Genomic DNA, 18731 nt, shown 5'->3' with positions numbered 1-18731 from the left:
CCGCCCCGGCTCCCGGGAGCGTCAGCGGGGTTCGATCCGGACGCCGGCCGCGAGCAGCGGTTCGACGAGGCGGTCGAGGTCGGGCAGCGAACGGCGGGTGACGTCGTGGTCGTGCCAGACGAGGCGGAACGGCGGCCGAGCGCCGAAGCCGCCGGCCAGGCAGTCGCGGAGGGCGTCGGAGGTACCGCCGAAGTAGCCGCCAGGGCCGTTGATCGCCTCGCCGAGCGCGCAGTAGAAGGCGGCGGCGTCGGTGACCAAGCCGCCCGCCAGTTCGTAGGTGGCGCCCGGCGGTGGGTCGTCGAGCGGCCGCACACCGGGCGTCGAAGCGCGGATGCGGACGGCCTCCAGCCAGCCGGCGCGGTGCTCGGGGCCGTCGGCGGCCCAGCCGCCGGGAGCCGGCGGGAAGGCCCGGCGCCACGCGGCCCACACGGCCTCGGCTGCCGGGTGCGGGTAGCGGAAGAAGAAGCCGTTGAGCAGCAGGTCGACCGTGCCGTCGGCAGCCGGGTGTTGTGCCAGCACCGTGGGGCCACCGACGTAGTAGCGGCCGATCGACTGGCCGTTCGCGTCGAGGAACACCAAGTCGACGTTGGGGAGTTCACGGCGGCGCGGGTGGTCGAGGAGTCGCGTCAGCTCCGGTTCGAGAGTGCAGCCGAGCAGTTGGAATGGGCGCCAGCCGCCGTTCTCGTGTTCTTCTTCATCTTCCTCCGGCCCGGTGAAGAAGCCGGTCAGTTCGCGGGCGTGGGCCAGCGTCGGGCCAGCCCCCTCGTGGCGGAGCAGGTAGGTCATGACGGTCAGCCTCCCATTCGGAGTCGTCTGGGCAGCACCCCGCCGTCCGGGAACCAGGGGGCGGGGAAGAGGAACGGGCTGCTGTAGTCGTGGTCAAGGACGTAGCCGAGGCGGCCGTCCGGGCGTTCCAGGATCCGGTGGCTGGTGCCCGGCACGTCCCATTCAAGCGAGCCGCGCCACTGGTTCCGCTGGCGCGGCGGCACGTGGTCGGCACGGTGGATGGTCTGCCGCCCGGTGTTGGGGTCGATGCGCGGGGTGCCGCGGCCCATCCGAATGTTGTCGTACTCGCGCATGATCTCTCTGGGCATGCGGTGCGGGTCGGAGAGCCGGGTCGGCGGGTGGGCGGCGAGGCCGAGGGGGTCGCTCCAGGTGTGCGGGTTGTGGACGTAGCCGTAGTGGTGTGGCGCCGGGGTGAGGCCGAGCGGGTCGGGGGTGGTGTAGCGGGCGGTGGCCGGGTCGTAGTGCCGGAGGAAGTTGTAGTGCCAGCCGGTCTCCTCGTCCGCGTACTGGCCGGGGAACCGCAGCGGCGTGTCGGTGGTGGCTTGGGGATGCGCGGCGTGGCCCCAGAGGGTGCGGCGGGACTGCCAGGCGATGGCGCCCGACTCGTCGACGAGTTCGGTCGGGGCGCCGACGAGGTCGGTGACGATCGCGTAGAAGCGGCGGTCGATCTCGCCGCGCAGCGAGCTGCTGGTCTGGCCGACCGGCTGTTCGCCGTGGTAGTCCCAGGTGAGGGTGGCGAGCCGGCCGTGGGCGCCGCCGGTCGAGGTCTCCTCGACGAGGGTGGTGCCCCACCAGACGAAGTCGGTGCGCTCGACGACGGCGCCCTCGGCGTCGAGGCGTTCCTTGGCGACGCGGCGGCCGAGTGGGTCGTAGTGGTAGCGCCAGCGGGTGCCGTCGGGGGTGGTGGTGGCGGTGAGCCGGTCCTCGGCGTCCCATGCGTAGCGCCAGGTCTCGGGCTTGCGGGAGAGCCTGGTGCGCTGCCGCAGGGTGACGCGGCCGGTGGCGTCGTACTCGTAGCGGTAGCCGCCGGCGCGGGTCAGGCGGGTGCCGTCGAAGGCGCGGGGGCCGATGGCGTCGGCGGCGACGGCCTCGGGCCACCGGGCGTCGGTCTGCTGGCCGGCCAGGTCGTAGGCGTAGTTCTCGGTCCAGCCGGGGGCGGTGACAGTGGTGACGCGGCCGACGGGGTCGAGTTGGTAGCCGGTGACGCCGAGGTGGCTCTCGGCGACGGCGGTGAGGTAGTGGTCGGGCCGGTAGGCGAAGGAGCGTTGCCTGAGCGGGCCTTCCGCGCCGTCGAGTGACTGTCGGGTGAGTCGCCCGGCCTGGTCCCAGTTCTGGGTGAGGGTGAACCGCTCGTCGAGGTGGCGGGCGGTCTCGCGGCCGAGCGGGTCGTGGTCGAAGGTGAGGGTGCGGCCGGCCGTGGTGAGTTCGACGGCGTCGCCCGCGGCGTTGTAGCTCCAGGTGCTGGTGTGGCCGCTTGGGGTGGTGCGGCTGAGGACGCGGCCGAGGGGGTCGTGGGTCTGGTCGACGGTGAGTCCGTTGACGCCCTCGGAGTCGACCCGGCCGAGCGGGTCGTAGCCGACGACGACCTCGGCGCCCGGGCTCTCGGCACGGACCAGCTGGCCGAGCGGGTCGTAGGCGTAGCTGGTGCGGCGTCCCTCGGCGGTCTTGGTGGTGACGTGGCCGAGGACGTCGCGCTCGTAGACGACGGTCTGGCCGAGGCCGTTGACGCGGGCGACGAGTTGGCCCGCGGCGTCGTGCCGGTAGGCGACGGTTCGGCCGTCGTAGTCGGACTCGGCGACCAGCCGGCCGGCGTCGTCGTAGGTGTAGTCCCAGGTGAGGCCGTGTGGGCCGACGACCTGGGTGATGTTGAGCTCGGTGTCGCGGCGGAACGCGTAGCGGGCGCCGTCCTGGTCGACGCGGGCGCTCGGCAGGTCGAAGGCGCCGTACTCGAAGGCGGTGACGCCGCCGTTCTCGTCGGTGTGGGTCAGGCAGTTGCCCTCGCCGTCCCAGCTCCAGGTCTGGACGCCGCCGACCTGGTCGGTGTGGCGCAGCGGCTTGCCGTCGGTCGAGTACTCGGTGGTGGCGACGGCGCCCAGCGGGTCGACGACCCGGGTGGGGCGGCCGAAGGCGTCGCGCCGGTAGTGGGTGACCTCGCCCTGGGGGTCGGTGACCGCGATCGGCAGCCCGGCGGCGTCGCAGCGGACCCTGGTGGTGCGGCCGAGCGCGTCGGTGACGGCGGCCAGCCCGCCGTGGCCGTCGTAGGCGTAGCGGGTGCGGTTGCCGGCCGGGTCGAGGACGACGACGCGGTTGCCCGCCGCGTCGTACGACTGGGCCCAGACGGAGCCGTCGGGTTCGGTGATCTCGGTGGGCTGGCCGAACTCGTTGTACTCGTAGCGGGTTTCCAGCCCGTCGGGCCTGACCAGGGCCGTGAGGCGCCCGGCGTCGTCGAGTCGGCGGGTGGTGGTGCGGCCGAGCGGGTCGGTGCTGGCCACGGCGCGGTCGTAGCGGTCCCGGTCGTGGCGGGTGGTGTGGCCCAACGGGTCGGTCTGGGCGATCAGTTGGTAGCTGTCGTTGAACTGGTAGACGGTGCTGTGGCCGAGGGAGTCGACGGCGATGGTGCGGTGGACGGCCGGCTGGTAGTGGTAGCGGTATTCCAGGGCGCGGTCGGTTCCGGTGGTGAAGACGCAGCGGCCCTGGTCGTCGTATTCGTAGGAGTACCAGTAGCCGTTGCGGTCCTCCCAGCGGGCGAGCCGGTGGTGCGTGTCGTAGGCGAACCGCAGTGGCTGGCCCGAGGAGTTGGTGATCTCGGCGAGGAGCCCGGCGGCGTCGTGGCCGTAACGCAGCAGGGTGGGCTGGTCCGGGTCGTTGAGGAGGCGGAGTGCGGTGACGCGGCCGCCTTCGGTGGTGATGCCGAGGTGGTAGCCGCCGGAGTGGACGAGGTCGGTGGGCGCGCCGTGCGCGTCGTGGTGGACGTCGATCCGGTTGTCGTTGCGGTCGGTGACGGCGGTCAGCGGGAGCACGCCGCCGGGCCGGCCGGGCACCGGGGCGAAGCGCAGGGTGCGGCCGGTCTCGGGTTGGGAGACGGTCAGTTCGCCGTTGGAGGCGCCGTCCCAGCCCAGTTCCCAGCGCGGCCCCTCGACGGGGAGCACGGGGGCGTCGGGCAGGGGCCTTGGGTAGAGCAGGATCATGCCGTCGGCGGTGAACAGCCGGGCGCCGTGCTCGTCCAGGACCAGACGCTGGTCGAGGGTGGAGGCCCAGGACGCCCCGAACCAACCCCCCTCCCGGTAGGAGGAGATGTGGTGCCGCTCGACGATCAGCGGCAGCACGCCGGGGAGTTCGACGTCCGTGGCCGACATCAGCAACTCACCGGTGGCCATGTCGACCGGATCGCCACTGGCGGTGCGGCCGTTCATCGGAATGCCCTCACCCCGGGTACGCCGACCGAGGCCCAACACACCCTGCCGCAGACCACGCAACCCCGTCGAACCGAGGGACCGGACGCCGCGGGCGAGGCCGCCGAGGGTGGTGAGGCCCTTCATGCCCGGGATGCAGTCGAGGGCGGCGAACGCCACATCGAGGAGGGTGGCCCGGCCGTTGGCGTAGTCGTAGAGGGTGTCGGCCAGCACCACGAGCGCGGCGGCGAGGACGACCCAGGCCAGCGGGCCGCCGATGATCATCACCACGATGCCGAGGACGGCGACGACGACCTTGCAGATCTCGACGATGGTGTCCCAGTTCTCGGACACCCAGTGGATCGCGTCCTCCCACCAACGGCGGTTCTGGATGCCGGCGTCGGAGGCTTCGTCCAGGTCGTCCGCGCAGGCGCGGGCGGCGTCCTCGCGCATCTCCTTGGCCTGCCGGGCCAACTCCCGTGCGGCGGAGAGGGCTTCCTCGGCCGAGTCCACCCGGCCCTCGGCGTCGGACCGCGCCTGGCCGGCGGCCGTCGCGTCGCGGGTGGCGGCGCGGACCTCGGCCTCGGAGGGGGGTTCGACGTTCTCGCGTTCGCCCTCGCGCTCCAGGCGATCGGCCTCGTCACCCGCCCGCGACACCCAGTCCTGGGCGTCGGTCAGTGCCGACTGGGCGGCGGAGAGGTCGGCCTGGGCGGAGACGGCGCGGTCCAGCGCCCGGTCGGCCATGCCCTGGGCGGTCTCCAGCTTGGGCCAGTACGTCTGGAGAGCCTGGGCCGCCAGGTCGTACGACGTCTGGAGCTTCTCCAGGTTGCCGGGCACCCCGTCGAACTCCGACCTGAACGCCTCGGCCGACAAGCCGGCCCAGTCCATGACGGCCCGGTCCTCGGACATCCCGCGCACCCGGCCCAGCGCCTCGCCGACGTCGTCGGCGAACGTCTGGAGTTGGTCGGCGAGCGACCTGACCTCCTCGGGGTCGCCGGGTGTCGGGTCCGACTCCATGTCGACCGGACTCCAGTCGGACGACCGTGACACCCGAAAACACCCCCGGAACCGACGAACCTGTGACACCGTCTCCCCCGGTGTCACTCATGCTCCTACCAGGGTCGGCCAGGTTCTACGGCGGTTCTGTCACAGCTCCTCTACAGCTTGGCCCCAGCGCGGCGGAGGTGGCTGCGCTTGAGCTCGGCCCAGCGTTCGGCCTCCGGCGGGGTCAGGCGGCCGCGCAGCTCGGCCAGTTTGAGGAGGTTGGCCTCGGCGCCGCTGGCGAGGGTCTGGGCCTCCGCCCGGTAGTGGTCGTCGATCAGCGCCTCCACCTCGGCGTCGGTCATCACCGGCAGCACCTGCTCGGCCAGCCGGTTGGTGTCCCGGTAGGAGCCCTGGAGGCGGAACGGCGGTTCGGTGCGGTCGGTCTCCTCCTGGGTGGCCGAGGCGATGTACGCGGCGTTGACCCGCAGCGTGGTGCGTTGGACGCGCAGCAGCAGCCGCAGCACGGCGAGCACCCGCTCGAGCTCGGTGGCGTCGTAGGGGTGGACGAGCCGGTCGGCCGAGGCGGTGCGGTCGCCGCGGGCGAGCCGCACCAGCAGGTCGACGTCGGCCAGGTCGCGGGTGGCGAGCGGCGCGAGTACCGGGTTGGCGGCCAGCGCGTTCTCCAGGTGGCTGAGCTCGAACAGCTCCTCGCGGCCGGTGAGCACGTCGCCGAGGTTCCACACGTCGGCGCGGTTGGCGAGCATGTCGGGGACGCGGAACCTGGTGCCGGACTCGGTGAACGGGTTGCCGGCCATGCAGATCGCGAACCGCTTGCCGCGCAGGTCGTAGGTGACCGGACGGCCGTCCGCGGTGCGCACCCCGTCCACCCGGCGCTGCGCGTCGGTCAGCGGGATGAAGCGTTGCAGCAGCTCGGGTGAGACGTGCTGGATGTCGTCGACGTGCAGCAGCACGTTGTTGCCCATCTCCAGTGCGAAGTTGATCTTCTCGACCTCGCGGCGGGCGGCGGCGTCGGGGGCGGCGGCCGGGTCGAGGGAGGTGGTGCCGTGCCCGAGCGCCGGGCCGTCGGCGCGGACCAGGGCGAGGCCGAGGCGGGCGGCGACGTACTCGAGCAGCGTGGTCTTGCCGTAGCCGGGCGGGGAGAGCAGCAGGAGCAGGCCCTGGCTGTCGGTGCGGCGTTCGTCGCCCGCGGCGCCGAGCTGCTTGGCGAGGCTGTCGCCGATCAGCGGCAGGTACACCTCGTCGATCAGCCGGTTGCGGACGAAGGTGGTGAGCACCCGCGGCCGGTAGGCGGCCAGTCGCAGCCGCTCGCGTTCGGCGTCGAGCAGCGCGGAACGGGCGCGGGTCCAGGCGCGGTGCGCGGGCATCCTGCGGGTGGTGAACTCGGCGGTGCGGGTGAGGAACTCGTCGAGGCGGAGCGGGAGTTCGCCGCCGGACAGCCGGGGGTGCGCGCCGAGCAGGCCGGTGGCGGTGGCGGTGAGCGGGGCGTCGAGCGGGCGGTGGTCGAGCCGGTCGGCGCACAGGTCGAGGGCGGCGGCCTCCGGCAGGTCGTCGGTGGGGCGGCCGGCGTCGGCGGCGAACGCGGCGAGCCAGGCGGTGAGCAGCTGGTGGCGGGCGGCCAGGTCGTCGTCCAGCGACCGCAGGTCCTGGGCGAGTTCCTTGACGCCGATGGAGCCGAGCGCGGCGCGGAAGTCGTCGAGCAGGGCGCGGGCCGGCGCGCCGGCGACGAACACCGGGCCGCCGGCGGCGAGTTCCTCGAAGAGGTAGTCGCCGAGCAGCCGCCAGGGGTCCCCGGCCGCGGTGGGTGCCAGGCCGGCCGGCAGGAACTCCCCGGCGGCGGTGGCGAGTCCGGCGGCGAGGCCGGCGGCGGCCGGGGCGGCGGCGCCGATGGCCGCGCGGGCCCTGGCCAGCGACTGGGCGCGGACCGCCCAGCCGGCGCAGGCCGCGGCGGCGCCGTGCGCCCAGAACAGCTGGTCGGCGGCCCGGACGTCGGGCGGGAAGCGGAGCAGCCCGGCGGCGGCGCGCAGCGGGAGCAGCCGGCGGAGGATGGCGGTGGCGTCGTGGTCGTGGACGCCGCGGTCGTAGCCCTCGTCGTAGGCGGCCTCGGCGGCGGCCCGCACCAGCTCGGGCAGGGTGCCGTCGGCGGCGGCCAGGTCGAGCGCGGCGGGGCCTGGCTCGGTGAGCAGCCGGGCGGCGAGCGTCTCGGCGCGGTAGACGTCCTGCGCCTCGGAGACCACCGGCTGGTCCCAGAACTCCCGGGTTCCCCCGAGGAGTTCGGAGGCGGGGTCGAGCGGGGCCCGGTAGTCGGTGCCGGTGACGGCGACGGCGAGGCCGCCGTCGTGCGGCAGCAGCGTCAGGTCGATGGTGCCCGGCGTGACGGAGAACCGGTGCCGGCCGAGCCGCACGGTGCCGTCGGCCGCGTGCAGTTCCGCGTGGTCGCGGAGCGCCCGGCCGGCCTCCTGGCGCGCCGCCTTGAGGCGGCCGGCCAGCTCGTCGGCGCGCACGGTGTCGTCGATGGCGCGCAGCTCGTCGACGGTGGCGCGGACGCGGGCCACCAGGGGGTCGGTGGCGAAGTAGGCGTTGACCTCGTCCAGGGTGCCGAGCCGGGTGGCGCGGCGGGTGACGGTGGTGAGGATCCGGTCGGCGGAGGCGGCGAGCCGCTGCCCTTGCCTGGCGCGCTCGTCGAGCGCGGCCTGTTTGCGGGCGGCGAAGGTCTCGTAGATCTCCTCGCGCCGCTCGGTGAGTTGGGTCAGGAAGTCGTCGAAGGCGCCGAACCTGGCCTCCAGGTTCTCCACCTGGAGCAGCAGCCGGCCGAGGTGTTCCTCGCACTGTTCCGGAGTGTCGGCGGTGGCCAGGGCGCCGGCCACGGCCTGGCCGAGCAGGGCGTACTCGGCGGCGAACTCGGCGCGGCCCTCGGCGTGGGCCAGTTCGGCGCGGCGCCGGTCGAGGACGGCGCGGGCCCGGTTGACGGCGCCGAGCACCGCGCCGATCCGCTCCAGCAGGGCGGTGCGGACGACGGCGTCCGCGATGTCGAGGCCGCCGACGACGTCGGTGACGGCGCCCAGGCCCTCGGCGTGTTCGGCGATCCGGGCGGCGAGGGGTTCGGCGCCCGCGGCGGTGGTGAGGGCGGCGGCCTCCTCGGCCAGCGCCTCGATGGCGGCGCCGGTCGCGTCGAAGGCGTCGGGGCGCGACAGGAAGGCGACGGCGCGCCGGCCGGTGGCGGCGAGGCCGTCGGCGACCCGCTCGCCGAGCGCGGTCAGCGCGGCGAGGTCGATCCGGCGGACCTCGCGCAGCGTCTCCAACCGGCCCTGGGCGCGGCGGAGTCGGGTGAGCAGCGCGACCCACTCCTCGGCGGCGCGCGGCGCCTCGCCGCGGGCCCGCCGCAGCAGCGCGGTGAGTTCGGTGTCGGCGGTGGCCAGCGCCTCGTCGGCCCCACGCTGGGCCTCGGTGACCCTGGCGTACTCGGCGACGACGGCTTCGGCGGTCTCCCGCAGCGTGGCCACCGGCTCGTGGAGGGCGGCGAGGCCGTCGAGCGGCAGCCAGTGGTACTGGTCGGTGAGCCGGTCGCAGGCGGCCACGATGGCCTCGAACACGGCGGTGCCCGGGGCGAGTTCGGTGGCCATCCGGGCGACGGTGAGGGCGTCGGAGACGCCGCGCACCAGGTCGGCGTTGCCGATCCTGGCCAGCGGCCCGGTGCCGGCCGGGGTGGCGGCGGCGTGGGTCTCGGAGACGAACGGGGTGCGCCACAGCTGGACGGTGTGCACCAGGCCCGGCTGGTCGCCGTCGGCCGGTTCGCGGACCAGCGCCATGGTGCCGTCGTCGAGCAGCGCGTGGCCGCGGGCCACCAGCGGGTTGGCGACCTCGCCGGCGATCAGGTTGTAGGGCAGCAGCAGGGTGCGCCCGGTGTCGGGGGCGAGGAAGACGTAGAGGACGTCCTCGCCGTTGGGCGAGCGGACGACGCGTTCGAAGGCGAGCCCGCGGGCGTCGACGTCGAAGGTGCGGGCGGCGGCGCCCGCCGGGGCGGCGGCCAGGTAGGTGCCGCCGGGGAAGACCAGGCCCTGGTCCTCGGGGAGCGCCCGGCACGCCTGCCCGACGCCGTCGAGCCTGACGGTCTCGCCGGTGCGGGTGTTGTGCACCAGGTGTCGGTGGTCGGGCTCGTTGTAGGGCCGCACCCGCAGCAGGAGCAGCGGGCCGAGCCTGGCCCAGGCGATCCGCGCGTCGGCCAGCGACTGGAGCGGTTCGGCCACCGGCTCGCGGTAGCCGCCGCGGCCGGCCTCGGCGTCCGCGGCGGTCCTGACGCTCAACTCGCCGCCCACGGTGGACACCAGCAGCGCCCCGTCGACCACCGCGTGCGGTGGCGGCCCCGGCACGTGGTCGGCGCGGTCGACCTCCCGCCAGGCGAAGTCGTGGGCGGGGGGCGGCACATGGTCGCGTTCGCCCTGGGCGTCGAGGTAGCTGGGCGGCCCTTCGGGGGGCAGCCGCCAGCGGAACGCCCGGACGTCGGTGGCGCGTTCGCCGGTCTGGAAGACGGCGAGCAGCAGCGAGCCCGCGACGCGCAGCCGCAGCAGCCTGGCCTGCCGGTAGTAGCGGTAGAGGTCGGCGAAGTCCCGCCGGAACGCGGGGTCGTCGAGCAGCCCGGGGACGGCGTCCTCGGGCGCCGGGGTCAGCCCCTCGTCGGTGACCCGGTGCAGGGCCAGCACGTCGCCCGGGGCGGCGGCCGGCCGGTCGGCGGGCGGCCGGTAGCCGACCAGCAGCAGCCCGCCGACCGCCACCACCTCGCGGGGTACGGCCGGCTGTCCGGTGCGCACCCGGTCGGTGGCGAGCAGCGCGAGGTCCCGGCCGCCGAAGGTCTCGACGCGGCGCGCGTTGAGCGTGCCGGCGCGCTCGGCGAGGTCGGCGGCGGCCGACCGCAGCCGGTCGCGCAGCAGTTCGTAGGTGCCGGCGTCCAGATCGGTGGCGGTCCCGGCCGCGCCGGTCGGCTGGTGGGCGGTCGTCACGTTCGGCTCCCCCTGGTTGACCTGAGTGTCTCTCGTCGGTCTCGCACACGGGCGGTCTCGCACACGGGCCGGCGGGCGCGGCGGCCCGGGCGGGCCGCCGCGCCGGCCGCTCACTTGGCCAGCTTCACCGCGTTGTTGGCGTGGGCGGGCACCGAACCCGCCAGCTCGGCGAGCGACGTGTCGCCGAGGCCCTGCGCCTGCACGGACTTCAGCAGCTTGGCGAACCGGCCGGCGTGCTCGCCCCCGCCGGTGGCCAGTTGGCCGAGCAGCCCGGCCAGGGTGAGGTCGCGAAGGCCGGCGGGGCCGAGCCCGGCGACCATGGCGGAGAGGTCGCGGGTGAAGGTGGAGTCCTCCTTGTCGAGCCACGGGCCGACCATGGCCCGCGCGTGCTCGGAGCGGTCGAGGAAGCCGTCCAGGCCCTTGCCGGCCGAGATGGCGCCGACCAGCCGGTCGAAGAACACCGTGTCGCCGCCGACGATGTCGATCCTGGCGTTCTCCAGGCCGGCGGCCACGACGCTGGCCTGTGCCTCGGCGATCTTCCGCTGCACGTCGATGCCGGCGATCCGGACCTCCTTCTCGGCCTCGAGCCGGAGCCGGTACTCCTCGTGGTCGCGGCTCGCGGCGTCCAGCGCGGCCATCGAGGCGGCCTTGTCCTTGATCCCCTCGGCCTCGGCCTGCATCCGCTCGCGCAGCGCCACCGCCTCGGCGATCCCCCGTTCGCGGCTGGCCTCGGCCTCGGCGAGCCCCAGCTCCTTGGCGGCCTCCGCCTCGACGTGCCGGGTGCGGGCGACGGCGTCCGCCATCCGCTCCTGCACCTCGGCCTCGGCCAGGCCCTCGGCGGCCACCTCGGCCCGCCGGCCCTCGGCGAGCCGGATCGCGGACTGCGCGTCCAGATCGGCGGCCTTCCGGCGGGCCTCCGCCATGGTCAGCTCCTGCCTGGCGCGGTGCTCGGCGGCCTGCTCCGCGGCCTCCGCGGCCTTGATGTCCTTGACCAGCTGCTCCTGGGCCTCGGCCTCGGCCTGGATGACCAGCGCCTGCCGGGTGCGCTCGGCCTCCTCGACGGCGCGCAGCCGCTTGATCTCCTCCTCCTGCTGCGCCACGGTCTTCTCGACGGCGATCCGCTCCCGGACGACGTCGGCGATCTCCCGCTTCTCGCCCTCGAGCTCCTTGTCCTTGGCGATCCGGCTGAGTTCGGTCTCCCGCTCGCGGACGATCACCTCCAGGACGCGGTCCTTCTCGATGCGCTCCTGCTCGACCGCGACGACCCGGTCCCGGTTGAGGCGGGCCACGACGATCTCGCGCTCGCGGTTCTCCTCCTGCACGCCGAGCTGCTCGTCGGTCCTGATCCGCGCCGTCTCGGAGCGCAGCCGCTCCTCGGCCCGCACCAGCTCGGTCTCCGCCTCCTCGCGGGCCCGGGAGGTGGCGACCTCGCGGGTCTGCCGGATCTCGGCGTCGGCCTGGCGCCGCTCCAGTTCGAGCACCGCCTCCTTGGCCTCGACGTTCTGCCGGGTAATCTCCTTCTCCTCGTTGCGCCGGAACTCGTTGGTGAGGACGTTCTGCGCGGCGGTGAGCTCGGTGATCTTGCGGATGCCCTGGGCGTCGAGGATGTTGCCCTTGTCGAGCTGGGCGAGCGGGGTCTGCTCCAGGTAGTCGATCGCCGCGTCCTCCAGGCTGTAGCCGTTGAGGTCGGTGCCGATCACGGAGATGATCCGGTCCCTGAACTCGTCGCGCTTGGTGTAGAGGTCGGCGAACTCCAGCTGCTTGCCGACCGTCTTCAGCGCCTCGGAGAACTTGGCGTTGAACAGCTCCTGGAGGGTGGCGCGGTCGCTGGCCCGCTCGGTGCCGATGGCCTGGGCCACCTTGATGACGTCGGAGACGGTCTTGTTGACCCGCACGAAGAACGAGATCCGGATGTCGGCCCTGATGTTGTCCTTGCAGATCAGGCCCTCCTTGCCGGTCCTGCCGATCTCGATGGCCTTGACGGAGATGTCCATCACCTCGGCCCGGTGCAGCACGGGCAGCACCACGGCGCCGGTGAAGGTGACGTCGACCTTGCGCACCTTGGAGACGATGAGCGCCTTGCCCTGCTCGACCTTGCGGAACAGCCGGCTGAGCATGAACAGGGTGACGACGACGATGATCAGGATGGCGGCGACGAGCACGCCGAAGCTGGTTCCGATGGTGTCCACGATGAGCGAGGCCCCCCTCGTCTCTCTGCGAAGTCGGTTCCGCCGCACCGGTGGTCGGGGCGGAACGCGTGATGGTCGTGTGGTGTCGTGGTGGCGGTTCGGTGGAGTTCCGGGTCCCGGGGCTGAGACGGCTCAGCCGCGCGGCTGGTTCTGCGCCGGCCCCGCGTCGTACGGGGCGACCCAGAAGAACGCGCGTTCCGGCTCGTAGCCGAAGATCAGCGCGCGGGCGCCGGCCGTCAGCTCCTCGCCCTCCGGGCCCTCGGCGCGAACCTGGATGATGGCGGTGCCGCCGTCGTCGGCGGTGACCTCCGCCTGGCCGAAACTCGCCGTGACGCTGCTGGTCCGCACCAGGCAGACCCGGCCGACGAAGTCCTCGTGGTAGACGCCGCGTTCGCCGACGAAGACGCGGCGCAGCGGCAGCACGAGCAGCCGGGCGCCCAGCCAGCCGAGCAGTAACGCGGCCGGCGCCACCAGGGCGCGGCCGGCGGCGGGCTCGACCAGCTCGGTGCCGGCCATGGCGGCGAACCAGCCGATGGCGATCACCAGCGAGACGGAGATCGCGGCCGGCACCCCGCCGAGCCCGAGCGCGGACAGCGCCCCACCGGCCCCGTCGGCGGCCGGCTCCGCCGAGTCGGCGACGGAGGCGCCGACGCCGAAGGCCAGCGAGAACAGCCAGAAGGCGAGGACCACGGCGAAGGGAAACGTGAACACGACGGCCGGAAAGTGTGTGGCCGTGTCGAAGAAGTCCCCCATGTGATCCCCCATCCCCCTCCAGGATCTTTATACGACATTAACGCGATCACGCGATAGTCCCGACGCCCCGTTCTGCTAGACGGCGCGGGTCGGCGGGCGGTTCCCGGCGGTATGGGCAGGATCACGCCACTCGGGGTACGGTGTTAGGGCGACGTCAAGACGCGGGTCCCGCGAGGTCGAAGGTGTGCCGGGAAGTCTGGTCGGCGGTCCCTGTCGTCGACCCCGAAAGGCGCCCTTCGTGCTGCCATCGTTCCGTTCCAGCGCCGAGGCGACCCGTGACCGCCGCACCGTGGCCGAGTTCCTGCGGTTGGAGACCTCCGGCGGGCTGCTGCTGATCGTCGCCGCCACGGTGGCGCTGGTGCTGGCCAACTCCCCCGTCAGCGACGGCTACTTCGCGGTCCGCGACCACCACCTCGACATCCCGCCGCTCGGCCTCGAACTCTCCGTGGGGCACTGGGCCTCCGACGGGCTGCTCGCGGTGTTCTTCTTCGTCGCCGGCATCGAGCTCAAGCGGGAGCTGGTGGTCGGCGAGCTGCGCCGGCCGGCCGCCGCGCTGCTGCCGGTGGCCGCGGCGGTCGGCGGCATGGCGGTGCCGGCGCTGATCTACACGGCGTTCGCCACCGGCGGCGGAGGCGACCTGAACGGCTGGGCCGTTCCGATGGCCACCGACATCGCCTTCGCGCTCGGCGTGCTGGCCGTCGTCGGCCGCCACCTGCCGTCGGCGCTGCGCACCTTCCTGCTCACCCTCGCCATCGTGGACGACCTGATCGCCATCCTCGTCATCGCGATCTTCTACACCTCGACACTGAACCTGTGGGCGCTGGCCGGCGCCCTGGCGGGGCTCGCGGTCTTCCACCTCCTGCACCGGCGGAACGTGCGCGGCTGGTACCTCTACGTGCCGCTGTCGGTGGCGATCTGGGTGCTGATGGTGAACAGCGGGGTGCACGCGACGATCGCCGGCGTGGCCCTCGGGATGCTGCTGCGGGTGACGGCCGGCGAGTTCGAGAAGGAGTCGCCCGCGGAGCGGGTGGAGCACCTGGTGCACCCGCTCTCGGCCGGCGTGTGCGTGCCGCTTTTCGCGCTGTTCGCGGCGGGGGTGCCGATCTCCGGGGCCGTGCTGGCCGACCTGGTCACCGAGCCCGAGCCGCTGGGCGTCGTCGCCGGCCTCTTCCTGGGCAAGGTGCTCGGCGTCTTCGGCGCCACCTACCTGACGGCGCGGTTCACCAGGGCCCGGCTCAACCCGACGCTCGGCTGGGCCGACGTGGCGGGCGGGGCGATGCTCGCGGGCATCGGGTTCACGGTCTCGCTGCTGATCGCGGAGCTGGCCTTCGCCGACCAGCCGGCCCTGGCGGAGCACGCCAAGGCCGCCGTCCTCGTCGGCTCGCTGCTCTCCGCGCTCGTCGCCTCGCTGGTCCTCACACTCCGCGGCCGGCACCATCTGGCCGCGGGTCGGTCGTGAGCAGTTCGCCCTCGCCGTCCGGCGCGTAGAGGAGGACGCGGTCGGGGCGGGGGACGGCGTGGGCCGGGGTTCCGGGTTCGGCCTCGGCGTCCTCGGGGACGACGACCTGGACGGTGCCGGCCGGGCCCTCCAGGGTGAGGAGTTGGGTGCTGCCCAGGTTCTCGACGACGGTGATCTCGCCGGTGATGGTGCCCTCGCCGGCGGCCGGGGCGAGCCGCAGGTACTCGGGGCGGATGCCGTAGACCACCGGCGTGCCTGGCGCGGCGCCGGCGGCCGGGGCCGGCAGGGTGGCGTCGCCGACCAGCACCCGGCCGTCGGCGGTGACCGTGCCGGGGAGCAGGTTCATCGGGGTCGAGCCGATGAAGGAGGCCACGAAGGTGTTGGCGGGGCGGCGGAAGACCTCGGTCGGGGTGCCGACCTGGCGGACCCGGCCGTCCGAGAGGACGGCGATCCGGTGGGCGAGCGCCAGCGCCTCCGACTGGTCGTGGGTGACGAAGACCGTGGTGACGGCCAGCTCGCGTTGCAGCCGCTTCAGGAAGGTCCGCGCCTCGAGCCGCATCCGGGCGTCCAGGTTGGACAGCGGCTCGTCGAAGAGGAAGACCCTCGGGTGGCAGGCCATCGCCCGGGCCAGTGCCACCCGTTGCTGCTGGCCGCCGGACAACTGTGCGGGGCGTCGGTCGAGTTGCTTGGTGAGGCCGAGCTGCCCAGCCGTCTCGGCGGCCCTGCTGCGCCGCTCGGCGGTCGGCACCTTCCTGATCCGCAGCGGGTAGGCCACGTTGTCGGTGACCGTCATGTGCGGGAAGAGCGCGTAGTCCTGGAAGACCATGGCCACGTCCCGGCGGCCGGGCGGCAGCCTGGTCACGTCGACGCCGCCGATCTCGACCGTGCCCGCGGTGGCCTCCTCCAGCCCCGCGATGGTCCGCAGGATGGTGGTCTTGCCACATCCTGACGGGCCGAGGAGGGCGAAGAACTCGCCGTCCGCGACGGTCAGTTCGAGGTCGTCCAGGGCGCGGACGCCGCCCGGGTAGTCCTTGGTGAGGCCGGTGAGTGCGATCGCCGCCATCAGCGCTTGATCCCTCCGTGGAAGCGGAACCCGTACCGGGACGAGACGAACAGGAACATCAGCACCACCGGCAGCGAGTAGAGCAGGGAGAAGGTGGAGATCAGGGCCAGGTCCGGCTGCCCGCCCTCGGTGTAGAACGTGTACATCACCACCGCGGCCGGCGACTTCTCGGGGGAGCGCAGCAGCAGGAAGGGGATGAGGAAGTTGCCCCAGACCTGGGCCACCGACCAGACCCCGATGGTGGCGAGCCCTGGCCGGATCAGCGGGACGACGAGGTGCCTGACGATCTGGAGCGGCGAGGCGCCGAAGACCCGGGCCGACTCCTCGTAGGAGGCCGGGGTGGCGTCGGTGAAGTCCTTGAGGATGAAGATCGCGCTGGGCAGCAGCCCGCCGGTCAGCACCAGGATGACGCCCAACTGGGAGTCGATCAGGTCGAGTTCGTAGGCCAGGTTGAACAGCGGCACCATGGCGGCGGTGCCGGTGACGATCGAGGAGAGCAGCAGCAGCGCGTAGAGCAGGCCGTCCCGGCCCGGCAGCCGCACCCGGCTGAGGGCGTAGGCGGCCAGCGCGCTGAGCGTCACCACCAGGGCACCGGTGCCGCCGGCGAGCAGCACGGAGTTGCGCAGCGAGCGCAGCGCGTTCTCGTTGTTCAGCAGCTCGCGGACGTTGTCCAGGGTGAACTCGGGCCAGGAGGCCGCGATCTCGGGGGTGCGGTCGAAGGGCGCGGTGGCCAGCCAGAGCAGCGGCAGCGCGAAGAACGCGAGCACCAGGCTGAGCAGCGTGTAGCGGCCGACGCGGCCGAGCAGTTCCCGGGGGCTCATGAGGCCGCCTCCCGGCTCCGCAGCAGCCGCACGTAGACCAGCGCGATCACCAGGTTGACCAGCAGCATCAGCACGGAGAGCGCGGCGCCGTAGCCGAGTTCGCCGTTGAACAGCGCGGTCTTGTAGACGAAGACCGGCATGATCTCGGTCTCGTCGCCTGGGCCGCCGTTGGTGAGCAGGAAGGGCGTGAAGTCGTTGAAGGTCCAGAGGCTGATCAGCAGCAGGTTGGTCAGGACGTGGCCGCGGATGCGGGGCAGCACGACGTCGCGCAGCAGGTGCCAGGACGAGGCGCCGGCGAGCCTGGCCGTCTCCAGCTGGGACGGGGGCACGGAGCCGAGCGCGGCGGCGTAGAGCATCATCGAGAAGGCGGTGCCGCGCCAGATGTTGAAGACGATGATGGCGGCCATCGGGTGCTCGACGAGCCAGGCGGTGCCCGGGGTGCCGAGCAGCGCGTTGAGGGTGCCGTCCTCCCGGTCGAGGAGCGCGATCCACAGGAACGCGACGATCGATCCCGGCAGGATCCACGCCAGCAGCACCAGCGCCTCGACCAGCCGGCGCAGCGCGCCGCGCCGCTCGCGCAGCAGCCAGGCGATCGCGAAGCCGAGCACGGCCTGGCCGAGCACCGCGGAGCCGACGACGAACTGGAGGGTCAGCCCGAGCGAGTGGGTGAACTGGTCCTCGTCCAGGGCGCGTCGCACGTTGTCGAGGCCGGTGAAGGCGGGTTCGGCGGCGGCCAGACCGGTGAGCCGGTAGTCGGTCATGCCGAGGTAGATCGTCCACAGGGCCGGGAAGACCAGGAAGCCGGCGATCAGCAGCAGGGCCGGCGCGACGAAGGCGGCCGCCCGGGCCCGGCCGAGCCCGGCGGCGTCAGCCGGCACCGCCGACGACCTCCCCGAGGCCGGCGGCGTACTCCTCGGCGGCCTCCGCCGGACCGCGGTCGCCGGCCGCCACCGCGCCGGTGGCCTCCTGGAGCAGCACCGACACCTGCGGGTACTCGGCGAGCGGCGGCCGGAAGGTGGTCAGCGGCAGCACCTCGTCGGCGATGAAGGACAGCATCGGGTCGTCGGCGAGGACCGTGGCGTTGACGTCCTCGCGGGCGGTGATCCGCGCGCTGTCCTGGGCGGCGGCGGTGATGGCCTCGGCGGAGTTCATGAACTCCAGTAGCTCGTAGGCGAGTTCCGGCTGGTCGCTGGCCGGGTTGACGGCGCGCACGCTGCCGCCCGACATGCTGACGAAGTCGCGTCCCTCGACGCCGGCGCCGGGGGCCTCGGCGGGGATCAGGGCCCAGCCGACGGTCTCGTCGCGGTCGTCCATCGGCGCCGTGCCGCCCTCGGGGTTGATCACGCTGCGCCAGAAGTAGTCGCCCTCGACGAGGATGCCGATCTCGTCGTCGGCGAACTTCTGGAAGGACCGGTCGCGGCCCTGGGTCTCCTGCTGGAGCACGGGGTCGCCGAGCCCGCCGCCGTAGACGTCCTGGTAGAGGCCGAGGGCGGCGACCAGCCCTGGGCTGGCGCCGGTCCACCCGGCGCCGTCGTGGATCGGCTCGCCGGCCCCCGCGAGCAGCGGCAGCAGACCCTGCATGGTGGTGGCCTCGCCCATCGCGGTGCCGGCGTTGAGCTGGATCGGGGTGACGCCGTCGAGTTCGCCCAACGCCTCGGCGGCGTCGAGGAGTTCGGCCCAGCTGGTGGGCTGCCACTGCTCGGGCAGCCCGGCCTGGGCGAACAGTTCCCGGTTGTAGAAGAGCACCCGGCCGTCGGTGCCCCACGGTATTCCGTACAACTGGTCGTCGTAGGCGGCGAGTTGCTGGACGGCCTCGGGGATCTGCGCCCAGCCGTCCCAGTCGCCCGGTTGAGTCGACGTGGGCAGCGGCTCCAGGTAGCCGGCCTGGGCGAACTCGCCGACCCAGATGCCGTCGAGCGTCATGATGTCGGGGCCCGAGCCGGCCTGGAGGTCGAGCGCGAGCCTGGTCTTGAACTGCTCGTCGTCGACGCCGCTTGGCTCGAACTCGACGTCCACCTCCACCCCGGCGGCGCGCTGTTCCTCCTCGAAGGCCGGGATCACCCAGTCCTCGATCCAGGCCGCCTCCTCGGTGTTCTTGCCGTCGAGCACCGCGTTGGCGGAGATGGTGAGCCGCAGGGCTCCCCCGTCGTCCGCGTCGGATCCCCCGCAGGCGGCGAGCACGGTGGCGAGGGCGGCCACCCCGATCGTCGCCCCGGCACGTCTGGTCAGTGTCCGCACCATCACCCATCTCCTCATCGAGACGAAGCAG

The 18731-nt window shown here is 73.4% G+C and carries 10 protein-coding genes; 1 reads left to right on the top strand and 9 read right to left on the bottom strand.

What is annotated here, in order from left to right; genetic code table 11:
• Window positions 1-21: 21 nt before the first annotated feature.
• The 5 genes from ACYVPE_RS13100 to ACYVPE_RS13080 all read right to left on the bottom strand — a co-directional run bounded on the left by ACYVPE_RS13100 (window position 22) and on the right by ACYVPE_RS13080 (window position 13131).
• On the bottom strand, window positions 22-786 hold the full coding sequence (locus ACYVPE_RS13100; protein ID WP_461033699.1) for a barstar family protein: 765 nt from the start codon (window positions 784-786) through the stop codon (window positions 22-24).
• 5 nt (window positions 787-791) lie between these two features.
• A complete protein-coding gene (locus ACYVPE_RS13095) occupies window positions 792-5195 on the bottom strand; it encodes a DUF6531 domain-containing protein (protein WP_461033698.1) in 4404 nt (1467 codons plus the stop codon).
• A gap of 140 nt (window positions 5196-5335) precedes the next feature.
• The gene (locus ACYVPE_RS13090; protein ID WP_461033697.1) at window positions 5336-10177 is read right to left on the bottom strand and encodes a DNA repair ATPase; all 4842 of its coding nucleotides are present in this window, start codon (window positions 10175-10177) and stop codon (window positions 5336-5338) included.
• A gap of 110 nt (window positions 10178-10287) precedes the next feature.
• Window positions 10288-12366 carry a flotillin family protein gene (locus ACYVPE_RS13085; RefSeq protein WP_461033696.1) on the bottom strand — a complete coding sequence of 693 codons (2079 nt, stop codon included), beginning with the start codon at window positions 12364-12366 and terminating at the stop codon, window positions 10288-10290.
• Between the two features lie 132 nt (window positions 12367-12498).
• Window positions 12499-13131 (bottom strand): hypothetical protein, encoded by a 633-nt coding sequence (locus ACYVPE_RS13080; RefSeq protein WP_461033695.1) that lies wholly within the window; start codon window positions 13129-13131, stop codon window positions 12499-12501.
• 226 nt (window positions 13132-13357) lie between these two features.
• Here ACYVPE_RS13080 and nhaA point away from each other — a divergent pair, with 226 nt between their 5' ends.
• The gene (nhaA, locus tag ACYVPE_RS13075; RefSeq protein ID WP_461033694.1) at window positions 13358-14578 is read left to right on the top strand and encodes a Na+/H+ antiporter NhaA; all 1221 of its coding nucleotides are present in this window, start codon (window positions 13358-13360) and stop codon (window positions 14576-14578) included.
• On the opposite strand, the gene ACYVPE_RS13070 is transcribed toward nhaA, so the two are convergent.
• From ACYVPE_RS13070 to ACYVPE_RS13055, 4 genes are read right to left on the bottom strand one after another with little or no spacing between them, the layout of a single operon-like run.
• Window positions 14535-15641, bottom strand: a complete 1107-nt coding sequence (locus ACYVPE_RS13070) for an ABC transporter ATP-binding protein (protein ID WP_461033693.1) — start codon at window positions 15639-15641, stop codon at window positions 14535-14537. The two genes, nhaA and ACYVPE_RS13070, sit on opposite strands and share 44 nt — an antisense overlap.
• Entirely contained in the window at window positions 15641-16462 is an 822-nt protein-coding gene (locus ACYVPE_RS13065; protein WP_461033692.1) for a carbohydrate ABC transporter permease, read from the bottom strand. Before ACYVPE_RS13065 ends, ACYVPE_RS13070 begins: the two co-directional genes overlap by 1 nt.
• The gene (locus tag ACYVPE_RS13060; protein WP_461033691.1) at window positions 16459-17340 is read right to left on the bottom strand and encodes a carbohydrate ABC transporter permease; all 882 of its coding nucleotides are present in this window, start codon (window positions 17338-17340) and stop codon (window positions 16459-16461) included. Before ACYVPE_RS13060 ends, ACYVPE_RS13065 begins: the two co-directional genes overlap by 4 nt.
• A complete protein-coding gene (locus tag ACYVPE_RS13055; RefSeq protein WP_461033690.1) occupies window positions 17330-18703 on the bottom strand; it encodes an extracellular solute-binding protein in 1374 nt (457 codons plus the stop codon). Before ACYVPE_RS13055 ends, ACYVPE_RS13060 begins: the two co-directional genes overlap by 11 nt.
• Between the last annotated feature and the right edge of the window lie 28 nt (window positions 18704-18731).

The organism is Streptomyces mayteni (assembly GCF_054783955.1).
Note: the sequence above shows the minus strand (reverse complement) of the source record. Positions and strands in the feature narration are given on the sequence as shown.

What these genes read in the sequence shown, in the direction of transcription:
- ACYVPE_RS13100 (WP_461033699.1), bottom strand. Translation starts at nt 786, where the DNA reads ATGACCTACCTGCTCCGCCACGAGGGGGCTGGCCCGACGCTGGCCCAC.
- ACYVPE_RS13095 (WP_461033698.1), bottom strand. Translation starts at nt 5,195, where the DNA reads ATGGAGTCGGACCCGACACCCGGCGACCCCGAGGAGGTCAGGTCGCTC.
- ACYVPE_RS13080 (WP_461033695.1), bottom strand. Translation starts at nt 13,131, where the DNA reads ATGGGGGATCACATGGGGGACTTCTTCGACACGGCCACACACTTTCCG.
- ACYVPE_RS13070 (WP_461033693.1), bottom strand. Translation starts at nt 15,641, where the DNA reads ATGGCGGCGATCGCACTCACCGGCCTCACCAAGGACTACCCGGGCGGC.
- ACYVPE_RS13065 (WP_461033692.1), bottom strand. Translation starts at nt 16,462, where the DNA reads ATGAGCCCCCGGGAACTGCTCGGCCGCGTCGGCCGCTACACGCTGCTC.
- ACYVPE_RS13055 (WP_461033690.1), bottom strand. Translation starts at nt 18,703, where the DNA reads ATGGTGCGGACACTGACCAGACGTGCCGGGGCGACGATCGGGGTGGCC.